Annotated in this window: 16 protein-coding genes; 10 read left to right on the top strand and 6 right to left on the bottom strand. The window is 40.5% G+C overall.

Features of this window, described 5'->3' with window-relative positions:
- Positions 1 to 29 precede the first annotated feature (29 nt).
- The gene (locus tag AWN68_RS17925; RefSeq protein WP_068418949.1) at positions 30 to 986 is read left to right on the top strand and encodes a FecR family protein; all 957 of its coding nucleotides are present in this window, start codon (positions 30 to 32) and stop codon (positions 984 to 986) included.
- A 99-nt stretch (positions 987 to 1,085) separates the two neighbouring features.
- Here the strand turns inward: AWN68_RS17925 and AWN68_RS17920 are convergent, their stop codons facing one another.
- The gene (locus AWN68_RS17920; protein ID WP_068418948.1) at positions 1,086 to 2,375 is read right to left on the bottom strand and encodes a UDP-N-acetylmuramoyl-tripeptide--D-alanyl-D-alanine ligase; all 1,290 of its coding nucleotides are present in this window, start codon (positions 2,373 to 2,375) and stop codon (positions 1,086 to 1,088) included.
- 128 nt (positions 2,376 to 2,503) lie between these two features.
- Between AWN68_RS17920 and AWN68_RS17915 the strand changes: the two genes are divergently transcribed.
- Both AWN68_RS17915 and AWN68_RS17910 read left to right on the top strand, forming a co-directional pair.
- Positions 2,504 to 4,675 (top strand): FG-GAP-like repeat-containing protein, encoded by a 2,172-nt coding sequence (locus AWN68_RS17915; protein WP_172796085.1) that lies wholly within the window; start codon positions 2,504 to 2,506, stop codon positions 4,673 to 4,675.
- A complete protein-coding gene (locus AWN68_RS17910; protein ID WP_068418943.1) occupies positions 4,672 to 5,064 on the top strand; it encodes a hypothetical protein in 393 nt (130 codons plus the stop codon). The genes AWN68_RS17915 and AWN68_RS17910 overlap by 4 nt, the downstream gene beginning before the upstream one ends.
- A gap of 51 nt (positions 5,065 to 5,115) precedes the next feature.
- Here the strand turns inward: AWN68_RS17910 and AWN68_RS17905 are convergent, their stop codons facing one another.
- From AWN68_RS17905 to AWN68_RS17895, 3 genes are all read right to left on the bottom strand, one after another.
- Positions 5,116 to 5,904 carry an amidohydrolase gene (locus AWN68_RS17905; RefSeq protein ID WP_068418940.1) on the bottom strand — a complete coding sequence of 263 codons (789 nt, stop codon included), beginning with the start codon at positions 5,902 to 5,904 and terminating at the stop codon, positions 5,116 to 5,118.
- Positions 5,905 to 6,171: 267 nt separating this feature from the next.
- Entirely contained in the window at positions 6,172 to 7,314 is a 1,143-nt protein-coding gene (locus tag AWN68_RS17900) for a methionine aminotransferase (RefSeq protein WP_068418937.1), read from the bottom strand.
- A 664-nt stretch (positions 7,315 to 7,978) separates the two neighbouring features.
- Complete coding sequence (locus AWN68_RS17895) at positions 7,979 to 8,734, bottom strand: S1 family peptidase (RefSeq protein ID WP_068418934.1); 756 nt, start codon at positions 8,732 to 8,734, stop codon at positions 7,979 to 7,981.
- Between the two features lie 268 nt (positions 8,735 to 9,002).
- On the opposite strand from AWN68_RS17895, the gene AWN68_RS17890 reads away from it, so the two are divergent.
- From AWN68_RS17890 to AWN68_RS17860, 7 genes are all read left to right on the top strand, one after another.
- Positions 9,003 to 9,776: an ATP-binding cassette domain-containing protein gene (locus tag AWN68_RS17890; RefSeq protein WP_157716329.1), complete on the top strand. Its 774-nt coding sequence runs from the start codon at positions 9,003 to 9,005 to the stop codon at positions 9,774 to 9,776.
- On the top strand, positions 9,769 to 10,362 hold the full coding sequence (locus tag AWN68_RS17885) for an AAA family ATPase (protein ID WP_084362928.1): 594 nt from the start codon (positions 9,769 to 9,771) through the stop codon (positions 10,360 to 10,362). Before AWN68_RS17890 ends, AWN68_RS17885 begins: the two co-directional genes overlap by 8 nt.
- 4 nt (positions 10,363 to 10,366) lie before the next feature.
- Complete coding sequence (locus AWN68_RS17880) at positions 10,367 to 11,221, top strand: DUF4435 domain-containing protein (protein WP_068418926.1); 855 nt, start codon at positions 10,367 to 10,369, stop codon at positions 11,219 to 11,221.
- A gap of 318 nt (positions 11,222 to 11,539) precedes the next feature.
- The gene (locus tag AWN68_RS17875) at positions 11,540 to 11,794 is read left to right on the top strand and encodes a DUF6364 family protein (RefSeq protein ID WP_068418923.1); all 255 of its coding nucleotides are present in this window, start codon (positions 11,540 to 11,542) and stop codon (positions 11,792 to 11,794) included.
- Positions 11,784 to 12,215, top strand: a complete 432-nt coding sequence (locus AWN68_RS17870; protein ID WP_068418920.1) for a PIN domain-containing protein — start codon at positions 11,784 to 11,786, stop codon at positions 12,213 to 12,215. Before AWN68_RS17875 ends, AWN68_RS17870 begins: the two co-directional genes overlap by 11 nt.
- Positions 12,216 to 12,396: 181 nt before the next feature.
- Positions 12,397 to 12,738: a type II toxin-antitoxin system RelE/ParE family toxin gene (locus tag AWN68_RS17865; protein WP_068418917.1), complete on the top strand. Its 342-nt coding sequence runs from the start codon at positions 12,397 to 12,399 to the stop codon at positions 12,736 to 12,738.
- Positions 12,725 to 13,027 (top strand): helix-turn-helix domain-containing protein, encoded by a 303-nt coding sequence (locus AWN68_RS17860; RefSeq protein ID WP_068418913.1) that lies wholly within the window; start codon positions 12,725 to 12,727, stop codon positions 13,025 to 13,027. The genes AWN68_RS17865 and AWN68_RS17860 overlap by 14 nt, the downstream gene beginning before the upstream one ends.
- 219 nt (positions 13,028 to 13,246) lie before the next feature.
- Here AWN68_RS17860 and AWN68_RS17855 read toward each other — a convergent pair whose 3' ends face one another.
- Both AWN68_RS17855 and AWN68_RS17850 read right to left on the bottom strand, forming a co-directional pair.
- Positions 13,247 to 15,427 (bottom strand): acylase, encoded by a 2,181-nt coding sequence (locus AWN68_RS17855; protein ID WP_068419142.1) that lies wholly within the window; start codon positions 15,425 to 15,427, stop codon positions 13,247 to 13,249.
- A 319-nt stretch (positions 15,428 to 15,746) separates the two neighbouring features.
- Entirely contained in the window at positions 15,747 to 16,358 is a 612-nt protein-coding gene (locus tag AWN68_RS17850) for a thiol:disulfide interchange protein DsbA/DsbL (RefSeq protein ID WP_068418910.1), read from the bottom strand.
- Positions 16,359 to 16,430 lie beyond the last annotated feature (72 nt).

The following is a 16,430-nucleotide window of genomic DNA, read 5'->3' as shown; positions in this document are numbered from 1 at the left end:
ATCTTCTTACACGTGTGTACTAACTCCAGATGCCCCAAACCACAAACAAATATGAGTCGCAATGGCTAAATGGTGAGATTTCTTCAGAGAAATTTCTCCAGAATGCTAATTCAGGTGACTCAAAATCCATTTTAGTCAAATCTCTGAGTAAAACAGTCTGTTTTGATGTGCCAAATAAAAGCACCCAACAGGAGGCTTGGGCAAATCTTGAGAAAAAGATTTCAGAAGAAAAATCTCAAAAAGTAATTCCTTTATACAGATCGTATTGGATAGGTATTGCGGCTTCTTTAATCTTAGCCATTGGAGCATTTTTTATTTTTAAACAATCAAATGTCAGTGCCAATCACTCAATTGTAGCAACCTCTCTTGCAGAGGTCCAGACGGTTTACCTGCCTGATAGTTCAGTGGTTTATCTGAATGCTGGCTCAAAAATATCATTCTCGGAAAGCCAATGGCAAGAGGAAAGAACTCTGGAATTAAGTGGAGAGGCCTTTTTCGAAGTTAAAAAAGGAAGTGATTTTACTGTTGAAACTAGACTTGGCGATGTTGTCGTTCTAGGAACTAGCTTCAATGTAAAAGAAAGAAACAACATTTTAGAGGTCGCCTGTAAAACGGGAAAAGTGAAGGTAACTGTTAAGCCTAGCGGTGAATCTCAAATAATCACCCCAGGTCAAGTCTTGGCAACCAAAGACAATGGAATTAAAGACGTTTCTTCCATTTCTCTAGTGTATATAGACAACTGGAGAACTGGAGACTTTGATTTTGAAAGTGTAATGCTCACCGAAGTGTTTGAAGAACTAGAGAGGCAGTATAATGTAGACCTTGAATTTGACATGAATGACATTCAAGACAGAACCTATACTGGCTATTTCAATAATAGGAATTTAACAGAAGCACTTCAGTTGGTTTGTAGCCCAATGGGACTCAATTTCCAGATTGAAGAGAAGCAGGTGAAAATAATGAATAAAAGCGTTCTGACACCTTAGTGTCTAAACGTTGAATGTTAACGAGTGGCATTATTAAAAAATCTTGTCACTAGTTTCTTAGGTTGAGGTTGAGGAACGGGTGGTACCGTTCCTCTTTTTTTACCCTATAAAGCCCAACAAAGACTCCAAGCCCATTCCCCTAGAACCCTTCAGAAGAATTGTTTGACCTTCGAGTATATTAGCCGATAAATAGTCATTCAAGTCGGCCTTTGTTTCAAAGTATAGCGCCTTAGGGTTTACCTCCTTTGCGGCTTTCATATGAGGACCACAAAAAATCACTCCTTCTATTCCCAATTGAGCCGTTAACACCCCTATAGCAGAATGCTCCTCTTTGCTGGTTTCGCCCAACTCCAACATATCACCCAAAATTGCCAGTTTATGTGTTGCATTCAGAAGACTTAAATTCTCTAAGGCTGCTTTCATCGAGGTTGGGTTGGCATTGTAAGCATCCATGATAATGGTATTGCTTCCTTTTTTTAAAACCTGCGATCTATTGTTATCCGGACTATAGGTGGCCACGGCTTGTTTAGCCTTCTCTATATCCACCTTAAAGCACTTACCCACACAAAGTGCGGTGGCAATGTTTTCAAAGTTGTAAGCACCACTTAATGCGGTCGTAGTTCTTTTGCCTTCCGCATCTTCAAAAACAATATTCGGTTTGGCTTCAATTAAGGATAACTCTAAATAATCACCTTTAGCGGGGTAGTATATAGGCGATTCAATTCTTCGTTGGGCGATGTTCGAAAGAATCTCATTCTGAGAATTAACGAAAATAACTCCATCGTTTTCAATCAGCCAATGGTACATTTCTGTCTTCCCTCTAATCACGCCCTCAAAACCTCCAAAACCTTCCAGATGCGCTTTACCAATATTGGTAATCAAACCGTGAGTGGGCTCAGCTATTTTGCATAAGGCCGCAATTTCACCCACATGATTCGCACCCATTTCTACAATAGCCATCTCAATATCAGGCCCAATACTCAGTAAAGTAAGGGGTACGCCAATGTGATTATTCAGGTTCCCGATTGTAGCCGACACCTTATATTTGGTGGCCAAAACATTTCTTGTAAGCTCTTTGGTGGTCGTTTTTCCGTTAGAACCCGTAATCGCGATAATCGGGATTTTCAACTGCTTCCTATGATAGTTGGCCAAGGCCTGAAGGGCTTCCAAAACATCGGCTACCAACACACAGCGTGGGTCATTATCATATTCCGCATCGTCAATCACGGCATAGGATGCACCAAGACTTAGTGCTTGCTCTGCCAATTTATTTGCATTAAAGTTGGGTCCTTTCAGCGCGAAAAAGAGATTGCCCTTTTCTATTTTCCTTGTATCGGTGCAGATGCCCGTTGAGGCTATATATTTTTCGTAAAGTGAAGCAATGTTCATAGGTTTTGAAATCTTTGTCAGTCAAATTGCACGACAAGATAATACAGATTGATGAGCTATACCGTTCCTACATTAGCAATCGTTGAAATCTTTACCTTTGCAGTACTCTTGTTATGAAATTTCTCTTTTTGTCAATTTTATTATTCTTCAGTTTGAATCTGTTCGCTCAGTTTTCATTCCGTTATGAAAATGACATTCCTTTAACTATCAATGGAGATGTTTTAGACCGCGCTTGGGAAGGAGGAATCAATTCTGCCCAATTCCAGAAGATGGATTTGGATGGTGATGGCATTGAAGACCTCATCGTTTACCACAGAATGTCAGGCGAGCTGACTACCTACCTGGCCAAGAACAGCGAATTTGTTTGGGCGCCAGAATACAAAAGCCTCTTCCCTACAGAAATTAACCACTGGTTTATTTTGGCTGATTATAACTGTGATGGTAAAATGGATATTTTCACCTCTGTACCCCAAGGAATTACCGTTTTCAAAAATATTAGTTCAGGAAATCTTCCAGAATGGGAACAAGCGGTAGACTTTCTTCGCTTCGATTCTGGCGCCAACATTCAGGTGAATGCCTCCGACATTCCGGGCATTGCCGATGTAGATGGCGATGGCGACCTGGACATTCTAGCCTATCGATTTACCACCGCCAGCACCATCGACTACTACAAGAACACAAGCATGGAAGTCAACAGCAATTGTGATGAACTTACTTTTACGCGTGAAACTAGAAGGTGGGGCGAATTCGCGGAATGTGAGTGCAATAGCTTTGCTTTTTCTGGTGCTTCATGTAATGTTGGTGGAGCAGCCAATACGAGTTACGACATCAATAGCCCAACAGAATTGGAACATGCTGGTGGAAAAACCATTCTGCTATTCGATGCAGAAGGAGATGGTGACCTAGACCTGATCACCTCTGACGAGTTCTGCCAAACGCTCTACTACATGGAGAATGTTGGCGATGCCCGAAACGCCTTAATGACTTCCTTTAGCAGCTACCCTGCCCCCAATCCTGCTGGCTTTCAAATCTTCCCCAATGCTTTTCTCGCAGACATTAATTTTGATGGTAATAAGGATCTATTGATTTCTAGCAATGCCGATGGCAACGTACTGAACAGTGTAGATTTCAGCAATACGGCTAAAGTATATTCAAATTTAGGCACCAACACTCAGCCTGATTTTACTGGGAACTCAGTGCCGTTCTTGCAAAATGAAATGCTTGATTTAGGTGAAAACACCTATCCCGCTTTTGCAGATTATGATGGCGATGGCGACTATGATCTCTTTATCAGCAACAGAGGTCAAATTACCCAAAATGGTTTTGTGGCCTCCATTTTCTTATTTGAAAATACCGGGGGAAAGTTTGCCCCTGCTTTTGAGTTAGTAGACGATGACTTTCTTGGATTAAAATCCGAAAGCCTTAGAAACATCAAAATTCAGTTTGCAGATATCGATAGAAATGGGCAACCAGACCTGATTTATCAATCCACCACCGCAAGCAACGAAACTAAACTTCAGTACCGATTGAACCAAGGTAATTTCTCCTTTGCCAGTACCGAAGATATTTCGATTTCGATTGGCGAAAATGACAACGCTTATTTCTATGATATCAACAAAAATGGAAATTTAGACTTACTGCTGGGCACGCGCTTTGGTGCTTTAAATCTCTATGTAAATAAGGGCAATTTCATTTTTGAAGATGTGATTCAAAACTACGCGGGCATTACGGCCAATTTCGAGGCCTTAAACCCCAACATATTAATCACCGACCTCGATAATAGTGGAGAACCAGAATTGATCAAAACCGATGTTTCGGGTCAAATCAGCATTCTTTCAGGAACAATCAATACCGATTTCATTCCCAGTTCAGTCACAAAAAACATACTCAGCAACGACCTGCTTAATGACCTGACAACTACTTCCATTGGCCAAATTTCATGGTTGACTACAGCCGACCTTTTTGGTGACGGGAAGCCCACCCTATTTATTGGGAATAACCGAGGGGGAATTTCTGTGTTGAAAAATGAAAGTATTGCCGAGAACGGATCGGAAGGCAATGCAATTCGGCTTACGCTTTTTCCGAATCCCACAAGCAGTAGTTTTTATATTAGAACGGACACCAATGCGCAGGCAGAAATGTACACGGTGAAAGGTGAAATGATTTTCTCGAACTTGCCGATCTCAGCTGGGCTTTCAAAAGAAATCAACACGGAACTGCTGGCCGCTGGTGTTTACCTTATCCGGGTTTCAAACGGAACCAATAAACCGACTGTGCAACGCATTTTAATTCAGAAATGACCCTATTCATTCACCTTCAAATAAAGCCCATTGCCCAAATCCAATTTCGGAACGAATGGGTGGAAATGATGAAAACGGAATTTCCTGAAGCGCTGATTTTTGAGGCCGATGCTCACTCCGAACCTTTTGTGATTAGTCAAGGGGTTTCGTTTCTAAAGGAAGCTGAAAAGGTCGTCTTGTTCTTAGATTCCAACCCAAGTGAGAAGCTTGACGCTTGTGCTCCATTGATTGAAAAAGTGCTTCGGAACAAAGCCATTGCCCCTTTTATTCTGCTACAGGGGGAGCATTTAATGTTTGAGAAAATGGCAAAAATGATGAAGAAGGGGGTTTTTAGGTATGAAAGTGTTGAGGAATCGTTAGTTCAAATTCATCAGTTTCTAAAGAGTTAAAATGCTTTCCTCAAAGGGGTTCCGAAACTAGTTCGGAATGACTGCAACCCGCTATGAAACATTCTTCTTGATTTCGAAATCATCGGCATCTAGGTGTGCGGGGAACTTGGTTCGGAAATGATCCAACTCTTCTAGGCTTAAGGTCAGCGTGATAATCTCTTCCTCGGAATCAGAGAACGCCAATGTTTCGCCTTTGGGTGAATAAACACCTGAATGACCATTGTATTCGATTCCGTTGCCATCAGCCCCTACTCGATTAAGTCCAGCCGTATAGCTTACATTTTCAATTGCTCTGGCTTTCAATAAAGCATCCCAAGCATTGACGCGCACCGCTGGCCAATTGGCCACATAAAGGAGCAAATCGTATTCTAAATTTCGGTTTCTGGCCCAAACCGGAAAACGCAAATCGTAACAGACCATCGGGCAGATCTTCCAACCTCTCCATTCTACAATCAGGCGTTCAGTACCAAAATCAAAATGATCGTGTTCATCGGCCATTCGGAACAAATGACGCTTGTCGTATTTTTGCCACTCGCCATTGGGCTGCATCCAGATCAAACGATTGAATACTTTCCCTTCTTCCTTCACCATAAACGAACCAGCAATGACCGCATCAACCTGCAATGCCATTTGCTTCATCCATTTAAAGGTTGTGAAGTTCATTGGTTCTGCCAGCTCGGTGTTTTGCATTGAAAAACCCGTCTGGAACATTTCTGGAAGTAAAACCAAATCGGTTTTGCCTTTCAGGCTCCAGATTTTCTCTTCGTAGGTAGCCAAATTGGCGCCTATTTCGTGCCAGTGGACATCGCTTTGAACAAGGGAAATTCGTAGGTCTTGCATGGGGCTAAGTTAAGAGGACTTTAGGTTAAAGGCACTGATTATTAATCCGAAATTTAAAGTACTATAATTGTGTTAATCACACATTGATCAACTGAAAACTGTTTTATAGTTTTCTATCCTAAACACAGCGAAGGAACTATAATTAAACTCTAGACCCTTCGTAACCTCAGGGAAAGAAAGCTTTTCATAGACACTTTCTCTGAAACAGAAAATTCGCCATTCCCAATCAAGCACGGAGACTTCACAACCCAAGTAAGTAATCCTATACTAAATAGCACAAAGTATTTCCGCTGCCTTTGTCAATGTCTCCTCGCTTTTCGCAAAGCAGAACCTGAGCATTCGATTGTCTTCTTTGGTGTCGTAAAAAACTGAAATTGGAATGGAGGCGATTCCCTTTTCTTTGGTCAGCCATTCGGCCATTTCTAAATCTGGCTTCTCTGAAATGTTTTTATAACTCAATAACTGAAAATAAGTACCGTTAGACGGCAACGATTCAAAGCGAGAACCTTTGATCAAATCCAAAAACAGGTCACGTTTCTGCTGATAAAAAGCGCCAAGGTTATTGTAATGGTCAGCATCTTCTAAGTAATCGGCAATGGCCAATTGGCTGGGCGTGTGCACGGCAAAAGCCATGTACTGATGTACTTTCCTTACTTCCGCAGTAATCCAATCGGGCGCCACCATATAGCCTATCCGCCAGCCTGTGGCATGGAAGGTTTTCCCGAAGGAGAAAGTAGCCACCGACCGCTGCCTCAGTTCTTCATGCTTTAAAATCGATTCGTGTGCTCGACCATCAAATACAATATGCTCATAGACTTCATCTGAAAGTACAATGATGTTGGTATCTCGCGTAATCTCCGCCAAAATTGACAGGTCACCAGCATCAATCATAGCACCCGTGGGGTTATGCGGAGAGTTGATAATGATCATCCTCGTTTTAGCATTCACCTTCTCCCTCACAGTGTCCAAATCGATAGCAAAATGCGGTTGGGTCAATGCAATCGGAATGGTTATCCCGCCATTTTGGGTAATAATGGGGTCGTAGGCATCGTAAGCCGGAACCATCATAATGACTTCATCGCCTTTGCTTACCAATGTGGTGATGGTGGCATTGATCGCTTCTATAGCGCCAGCCGTCAAGGTGATTTCAGTTTCCACATTGACCTTGGCCCCAAATGACTTTTCGATTTTATCAGCAATTCTTTCCCGCAGCTGCGGCATGCCCGTCATGGGTGGGTATTGGTTAAACCCTGCCTTCATGTAATGATGAACGCCTTCAATTAACTCTGGCGACACCGGAAAATCAGGAAAACCCTGCGACAGATTCAAAGCATTATAGTCTTTCGCCATTTTAGACATGGTGGCAAAAATGGTAGCGCCTACATTGGGCAGTTTTGAATTGATATGCATTGAGCTTGGGGCTTAGGGTACGTTGTATTTATGAGTGGAAATTAGGGTTTTATGGGTTGTTAAGCAAAATGATTAGTTAAGAGGGATTAGTTATTAGTTAAGAGTTAAGTGTTAAGAGTTAAGGGGAGTGGGTTAGAAGTAATGAGTCTTGGGTGTTTGTACATTAGTGGTGAAGCAGGCGGTATCCTGTCCTCCCCTGGGGGAGGTTGGAGGGGGATTGACCAGAAACAGGAATAAATGTTAAACCTGTCAACCTATTTCAGGACGAGGCAGGGCTGGGGGATTGAAAAAAGGATTGGAAAATAGAATTGTTAAAATTTAAATCAATTTCCCCATTACCTCATTGATCTGGTAATTATTGGGCGTTGGCAGTGAAGTAGGCAAATCCCCCTAACCCCCTTTTTCTAAGGGGGACGCACTTACCGACAAATGTTTACTATACGCAAGACTTGAATGGTTAAAATACTGATAGCATTTATTTAGAAGTAATAAATATCATCACCATCTCCACCTTTTTTCTACAGGGGAAAAGCTTCGATTGAGCAGCTTCAGTCAACTTAAAACATTTGCGTTGCCAAGTAAACCAAGAACATATATTTGAAAGTAGTAGGCATCGCTACAGCCTCCCCCTTGGTGAAGGGGGTTGGGGGATTGGGAAATAGAATCAATTCCCCATTACCTCATTGATCCATGACAGGTATTCGCTTACTCGGGTGTAATATTCATACACGCCATACACTCCTTCGGGTTTTCCGGTATCGCGACCATCTTGATGGGAACTTACGCCCATGATATAAGCTTGATCGCCATCGAACCAAAGGGCAGGGCCTCCACTATCGCCTGGGCCACTGATGCCTTCTAAAGGAAGTACATTCTCTGAATCTGGTGCATCAAAAGTAAAGCGGATATAACTAGGTTTGGTGCCATCAATTAAGTTCTGGGCAGCCCTGAGTTTTCGGTCTTTGACAATGGCTCCGTCTACCATTCCTCTATCGCCTGTGCCTGCCCAACCCGTGCCTGCAAAAATGATTTCTTTGCCTACTTCATCCGACTTTTCATAAAGTATGGCCAACTCTACATTGGGTATATTTTCTTCCAATTCTATCAGCGCAATGTCATGATTGACGGCTCCCCTCAGGTTATAATCAGGGTGAATGATTTTTCTTTTGATGGCGTATTTCACTCCGTTTACGGTGACATCTTCCCCTACCCTTGAACTTTCCAAAACATGCCCTGCTGTAAGAATCCAATTGGCTTGAATAAATGTGCCGCAACCTGCATTTAAACGCACAGCCGAACCACCATACTTTGCGCCTAGGGCCACATATTCTGAATCGTCTACATCATGCCGCATAACGATTTCCTTGGGCGAACCCATCAACAATACCCCTATAAAACTAAGTGAAATAAATGCTTTCATATTTTGAGATTTTAAACTAAAAGCCAATTTACGTAAGCGCTTTCTTATTTACAACTAATTACTTAGTAGATTAATTTATAACCAAGCCACTTCAGGATTATATGATACTTAAATTGTAATTCTCTATATTGATTCCCCATAGACAGAAACTTCCGTGTAGCTACTATTACTAGACTGCTATAAGGAAGTTTTGGTAAATTATATGAGATGTATACGCCTCAAAGGTGGCAAGTACATAACATTGGCAACAATTAAAAAAGTAAAATTGATGAAGATTAAACGATTTACAGCCGAAAAAGTAAACGGATATCTAAGTTTTGATATAAAACTAAATGATTCCTTGACGTTTTTAGTGGGGATTAATGGTTCAGGTAAGACTACAGCGTTAAAACTTATATTGGGTCTACTCAGTCCGAGCTGGATTAATTTAACACAGATTAAATACTCGTTTGCTCAAGTTGAATGCGAAAGTGATAACATTGATTTTGTTGTTAGGTCTGAATTTCTCGATGAATCTAAAAGAAGACTAACGATTGAATCCGAAAACCCTGATCTTAATGCAGCAAGTACTATTAAAGTTCAAGATTTACCACTGATTCAAGTTAGTGACTTTAGTAGATTTGAAATGAGAAATATCATGAGTAGATATTCTCGCTATGAGGCTCATTTTATTGAATTAGATGCAGTAAAGGCTGTAAGAAAACTAAATACTCCTGCTTTTTTGGGACTTGATAGAAGAATTCATGAAGGAGGTGAAATTGATATATTAAGTATTGAAAGTTTCATGCAACAAAGAGACTTTACAACAGACATCAAAGGGAACCTTTACGAAAGTCTTATTGATGTTGAAAAATTAATAAAGAACAGCTTCATTGAATTTTCTCAAAAACAAGCGACAATAAGTTCCAAACTTAAGAATAATATCATATATTCATCTTTCGATACAATTCAAGGAAATGATGATTTAGGCTTCAATATAGAACAGGAAATAGATATTGAATCAAGGAAAGAAAGAATTTTAGCCGCCTCTCAGAATTTCTGAAATTCCAAATCTTGAGGAAAAGATCCTCAATTATTTTGATGAATTAGCGAAAATCCAGAAAACACTAATTAAAGAACGGAAAAAGAAAACAAAAGAACCGGGCACAGCTTTTATGAAGGCTCTTGGGCAATGGCTTATCAATAGTCCACAACTAGAACGCATTGATAGAATAATTTCTTCATATGAAGATGCTCAAGATGAAATTGAAAAATCATATTCCTCTTTTACAAAATTTGAATCACTTGCTAATCTTTATTTTGGAGAAAACAAAAAATCTCTTCTAGTCGAAAAAAATGGTGACCTAAAAATATCACTTCCTAATGGTGATTCCACAGGAATATACCGTTTGTCTTCCGGTGAAAAGCAAATAATTGTTATGCTAGCACAGCTTATTTTTGGTACACAAAGAGATACTTTTATTATTGACGAACCTGAATTAAGTCTTCATTTAGGTTGGCAGGAGTTGTTCGTTAATACACTTTTAGAAGCAAGCCCACATACACAGTTCATAATGGCTACTCATTCCCCCACTATCCTTGGCAATGTTGAAAATCAGAAATACTGCCAAGACTTAACTCAAGTTTAAGTCTATGCTAGAGTTTAAGAAGAGTATCTTACCCAACCTTGGAGTTTTTTTCCGGTATAAAAATACAGTTGATGTATTTGTTGAGGACAGTTATGATGATGAGTTCTATAAGGTAATTATCAATCGTGTCTTTGAAAAAACAGGTCACAAAATAAACAAATTGATCTCATTAGGCGGGAAAATCAATGTTATAGAAGCTTGTAAAGCTGACCAACATAAAAGAGAAGTAAAACGAGTTTACATTGTTGATGGTGACCTAGATCTGATCAATGATACCAACGAAAATGGTATTGATTATCTGTTTGTTCTTAATAGGTATTGCATTGAAAACTACCTGATTCAAGAAGAACCTCTTATTGAAATAATTCACGACAACATCTTGATTGAAAAAGAAAAGATTTCGAAAATCTTAGGTTTTGAAAATTGGCTTAAGGGTATTTCTGATGATTTAGTAGAGCTGTTTATTCATTATGCACTGTGCAAAAAACATGTCCCTACCCATCCTACTATATCTCTCGGGGTAGGAACCCTTTGTTACCAAAAAAGCAAAATTACCGTTCTCGATTCTACCCAATGCCATAATAGAATAGAAGCCATAAAGAGTAAACTTTTAGAGGTTATATCAGAAGAAGATTACAATGAATTAGTTTACGACCTACGACAAAAATGGCCTCCATCAGTAGAAAACGTATTGAAAATTGTTTCCGCTAAAGATTATCTATTACCACTAACCGAATTTCGACTACAGAAATTCAAGAGTGTAAAAAAGTTTACCTTAAGAAGAGACAGCTTAAGGATTAGACTTGCTAAGTTAATAGACATATCAGATTTGCAACAAATAAAAGCCATAATAAAATGAGGCTTTTTTCCAACTCCTCCTCGATTGTATCGGGGAGGATTGATAGGTTGGTTTCTAGCCGATAAGATAGATGCAAGCATTTGGTAACCAAATTAATACAAGCCTTCGCTTTTATTACTCTGATAATTTCAACGATTAAGCTTCTAGACCTTTCGTTACCTCAAGGAAGGAAAACAGGCATGGTTGGTTTAATAAAGATTCGAGGTTATAACTTCCGCCCCTGTTCGTGAAAAGAAACTAATCCTTACTCCCTATTTGGAACTCTCAAGAACTATTAATTAAATTGCACGTATAGATTACAGAATAAACACACGTGCCATGAGTACTAAATTAACACTTACACTAGACAAAGAGGTTATAGAGCAGGCCAAGAAATACGCTGCGGATAAAGGCAAAAGCCTGTCTGAAATGGTGGAGAACTATTTTAAATACCTCACTGGTTCAAAAGCAGAAGATGAAAAGGAGCAATTATCTCCACGTGTAAAAAAACTACGTGGCGTCTTAAAAGTAGACTCGGACTTCAATTACAAGGATGTTTTGAACGAAGCTAAGAACACTAAACATGGCCTCTAAAATATTCATTGATACCGATGTGATTATTGACTTGCTTATTGACAGGCAACCTCATGCGATTGCAGCATCTATCCTTTTTGACTTGGCCGACAAGAACGAATTGAAAGTGTACACTTCTTCATTATGCTTTAACAACGTCCATTATATTTTAAGGAAAGAACTTGGGGATAGAAAAACAAGGGCCGTCATTGGCGAACTCCTAGAAATAGTTGAGGTGCTAAGTGTGTCAGGCAAGGATATTTCAAACGCTGTCACGAGCGAATTCAAAGATTTCGAAGATGCCATTCAACACTCCGTTGCTATTTCTGAAAAAGGGATCAACGCCATAGTAACCCGAAACACAAAAGATTATAAGAAATCAAAAATCGCTGTCTTTAATTCGGATACCTATGTCCAAATGATAGTAAACGGAGCCCGCTAATCAGCGTCAGGCTATAACCTTACTTTCAACTTAATTTTGTCAGGCCATAGCCTGACTTTCCCGCCCCTGTTGGTATTCTTCACCAACAGGCCTCTAAGGCCCAATAATAAAATTCTCATATTCAAATTTGGAGAATGTTACCTTTTTAGGTAACTTTTGCCTCAGTTTAAATTCAACGAAGTTGAGCGAGTTTAAAAGGGAAATAGGGTTTTACGAAAATCACTTTAAAGACTTTTATTTAAAGCAATCGCTCGCTGTTCGAAAAAAAATAGATTGGACGCTTTTGCTATTGAAAAGCACTCGAATTGTTCCAGAGAAATTCCTCAAACATCTAGCGAATACTGACGGGCTTTGGGAAGTACGAATTTCCGCAGGAAACGGAATATTCCGTCTCTTTTGCTTTTTCGATGAAGGAAATTTAATCATCCTGTTGAGCGGATTTCAAAAGAAAACGCAGAAAACGCCTAAAAATGAAATTAAAAAAGCGGAACGATTAAAGAAAGAATATTATGAAAACAGATAAGAGAATTACATCGTTTGACGACCATCTGGATGAGCAGTACGGGAAAACTGGAACTGAGTCACGTGAGCAATTCCAAGAAGAATTTGAAACGTTTAAAATTGGCATTCTAATTCAAGAGGCTAGAAAGAAACAGAATCTAACACAAGAGCAACTCGCTGTAAAAGTTGGAACCACTAAAAACTACATCTCAAGAATTGAAAATAATGCTAGTGACATTAGACTTTCGACCTTGATGAGAATCATCAGAGAAGGATTAGGTGGAAGTTTGAAATTTTCGCTTGACGTTTAAAATCATTAACAAAGTCAGGCTATAACCTTACTTTCAACTTGGTTTTGTCAAGCTATAACCTGACTTCATATTCCGCATTTGTGATTTAGAAGATGCCATTTTAAGCTGCATCAGCTTGTTGGAAAAACTCCAACAAGGGCGAAATGGCACTAAAGCCACCAACAAAAAAAGAGCTGAATTTCTCCAGCTCCTTTTCATCTCATCGATCTAAATTCAAATCTATTTTCTTTTGCCTGGCTTGTAGGTTTCTGCTGCGCGGGCTTCTACATCTTCTTTGTAATAGGCTACATCTTTAAACTGGGCATCGGCATAGCGCTGGGCTTGGTCGTAGAAATGTGGAGATGCTGGATCACCACTTTGACCACCTGCCAACATGCTCTTGGCTTTTACTTTGTCGCCAAACTCTACTACAGCCACAAAGCTATTGCCCGAAGAACCATAAATACGGTTGGTGCCAGGCTTTTTGCTCGCTCCAAAAGAGGCCAATGCGCCCCATCGGGCGGAAGCCATGCCTACGGCAATGCTTTCTTTACTGTCGTCATATTGTAAATCGATGTCGCCATTCAAACGCTGGAACCTATTGATTTCGCCCCAAGGCGTATTCCATGTTCCGAAATCGGCTTCCAACTCTTTTATAGAGGCTTCAAAGATTTCTAATCTCTCGCTGTAAGGAGAACCCGTTCCGTAATAATCCACGCGTTCGTTTCCGCTTAAGCGTTTTGGGTTTTTGCCCATTCTGCTGTAAAGCGAACCATAATAATAAGCGATAGACATGGCCACAGATTCCTTCGAAGTTTTCATGTCCCAACCACGTAGCGCATCAATCGCTGGCTTTAAATCCGTATTCTTTTTGCTGCTTTTATCATAGGCCTCCACCACACCTGGAATCAGTTTCTCGAAAGCAGGTAAGTAAGGATCGTAAGCCAATTCGATTAAGCCGTCTAAGGTGAGGTCTTTCGCTTCTTTCAGCACTTTCACCGCGTGCACCCCTCTAAAATTCTCTTGGTCTGGCGCCATGTACACCGGGTAATCTTCCGGTTTCGGACTGAACTCCATGGCAGCAGTAAATGGTGTAGAATTACAGTTCTGAATCCAGCCATTGGCAGGGTTTAAAATGGTAATACTCTCGTCTACGGTATGGCTTCCTTGCCAGTCCGTAGCAGGATTGCTTCCATCCACTGGTTTAGAGTAATCGAACTGAGTGTCTCTTTTTGGAATGAAGTTGCCATGGTAATAAGCGATGTTTCCATCGGCATCGGCATAGACCGTATTGTTGGATGAGTTGGTCCTGATGTCCATCATTTCTCTGAACTCATCATGGGTATTTAATTTGGTACGGGTGTAACTCTGGGTAAGTGCATTCACAGGGTCCCAATTGATTTTCGTCACCACCCATTTGTCGTTTAACTTATGCGTCACTGGCCCGTGATTGGTATGATACATCGGGAAAGTTCTTTCCTTCATTTCGTTACCGTCCTTGTATTTCAAAGTCACTTCCGAAACCTTGACATCAAGCATTTCTTCACCGTACTTGTACTTGAATTTTCCATCTACTTCAGAAACTTCTTCCACAAATTCATCAATAAAATCAACGGCAGTAGAAGTGTGCATCCAACCCATTTTATCGTTGAAACCTTGGTACACAAAAAACTGCCCCCAAGTCACGGCTCCATAAGCATTCAAGCCTTCTTCGCTCACCACATGTACTTCTGGGCGGAAGTAAAAAGAAGTGTGCGGGTTGATCAATAACATAGCATCACCAGAGGCGGTATGTTCTCCAGCAATCGCAAAACCGTTCGATCCTTTTGGTTCTTCATAAGGATCAGGATGGGTCAGGCCATCACCAAATTCGGTAAGCGCTAAAGATTGATCGTTTTCGTAAAAAGACTTCACCCTGCGGGTAGAAATACTTTCGATATCGCCACCAATGGAGCCTTCGCTAAAGAACATCGGGAACCAAGGTTCAAAACGCGTAAGCACTTTAGGCTGTACTTCTGGGTGGGTATGTAAGTAATAATTGATTCCGTCTGCATAAGCATCACAAAGCTCCTGAAGCCATTTTGGAGAGGCGTCATAGGCCGCTTTGGCCTCTTCTACTGTCATGTATAGTCTAGCGCGTAAGTCGCTGTACAAAGCGTCTTCGCCTTCCATTTCGGCCAAGCGCCCTGTCGCCCACACGTAGTTGCGTTCCACACGTGCAAAATCATCTTCGCATTGGGCGTAAAGTAGGCCAAAAACTGCATCAGCATCGGTTTTTCCGTAAATGTGCGGCACACCAAAATCATCACGAATGATCTGGACATTCTCTGCCTGTGCTTCCCACTGACTTACCTCATCGGTAGCCTTGGGCTGACAGGAGTAAAGGATTGAAATGAATAATAGAAAAAAGGTTTTCTTCATGGTTGTAAGGTTTGAAGAAAGATGGAACATGCTAGGGAAATCTGCAAGCATATTTTTGTGGGTGGATGCTGAGCAGAAGGAACCCTAAAAAAAGAAATGATCCAACTACTCCCTCTTGATGAAGGAGGTATAGAGGATTAAATATTAAACCTATCAACCTATTTCAGGACGAGCCCCCCCCTAACCCCCTTTTCGAAAAAGAAGGAGTAGGCCAGTGCTAACTTTTACTTTGTTAGTGGACTGTAAATAAGATCGGGTCTCCTTTTTTCAAAAGAGACCCGATTCTAATATTACCAAGTAAACCTTAATGGCTCACTAATTATTTTTTCTCAACAAGGAAATTTATTAAGCCTGTCAATTCTTCGATGCTTTTCACACTGCCAATATCTATGGAATATTTTCCATTGATCACAAAAGCAGGTACGCTAGTTACCTTCTTGCTTAGATAAGCTTTGGCCATTACTTTGGCTTTGTCTTGCAAAGTTTTGTCAGCAAAATGCTTGTCAACCTCTGCCTTGGTCAGTCCATTCTCTTCGAACATCTTTTTAATCACATCCATGCTGTCAACAGCTCTGCCTTTGACATGAATTTGGTCGAAGAAATACGCTCTAATTTCAACGCCCTTCTCTCCCAGTTTCTCCATAACCACAAATGCCTGCACAATTGCAGCTTGCATTACAGGGTTATCGTGTGGGATATAATCTACATGAGATTTTTCGAATTTCGTCCCTGGCTTTAAAGAAGCTTTAATTTGTGGCATTAATGACTCAAACTGATAGCAAGTACCGCAATACATAGAGAAATACTCGGTTACGTTTGGAGTTGCGGTTGCCTTTTCAGACACCACAGAGTAGTGTACATTTTCCTGATACTGTGCAAAAGCCGATCCTACTCCTACAGTCAACATTAACGCTATTAATAGTCCTTTCATGATTTTTTCTTATGGTGCCGAAACTACAAAGTTTAGTGGGTTAGAAAAAGGTTTTTTACACAGATAATGCCC

This window comes from Roseivirga echinicomitans (assembly GCF_001592935.1).
Classification (GTDB): domain Bacteria; phylum Bacteroidota; class Bacteroidia; order Cytophagales; family Cyclobacteriaceae; genus Roseivirga; species Roseivirga echinicomitans.
The sequence above is the reverse complement of the archived record's forward strand: the minus strand, read 5'-3'. Positions and strand labels throughout refer to the sequence as shown.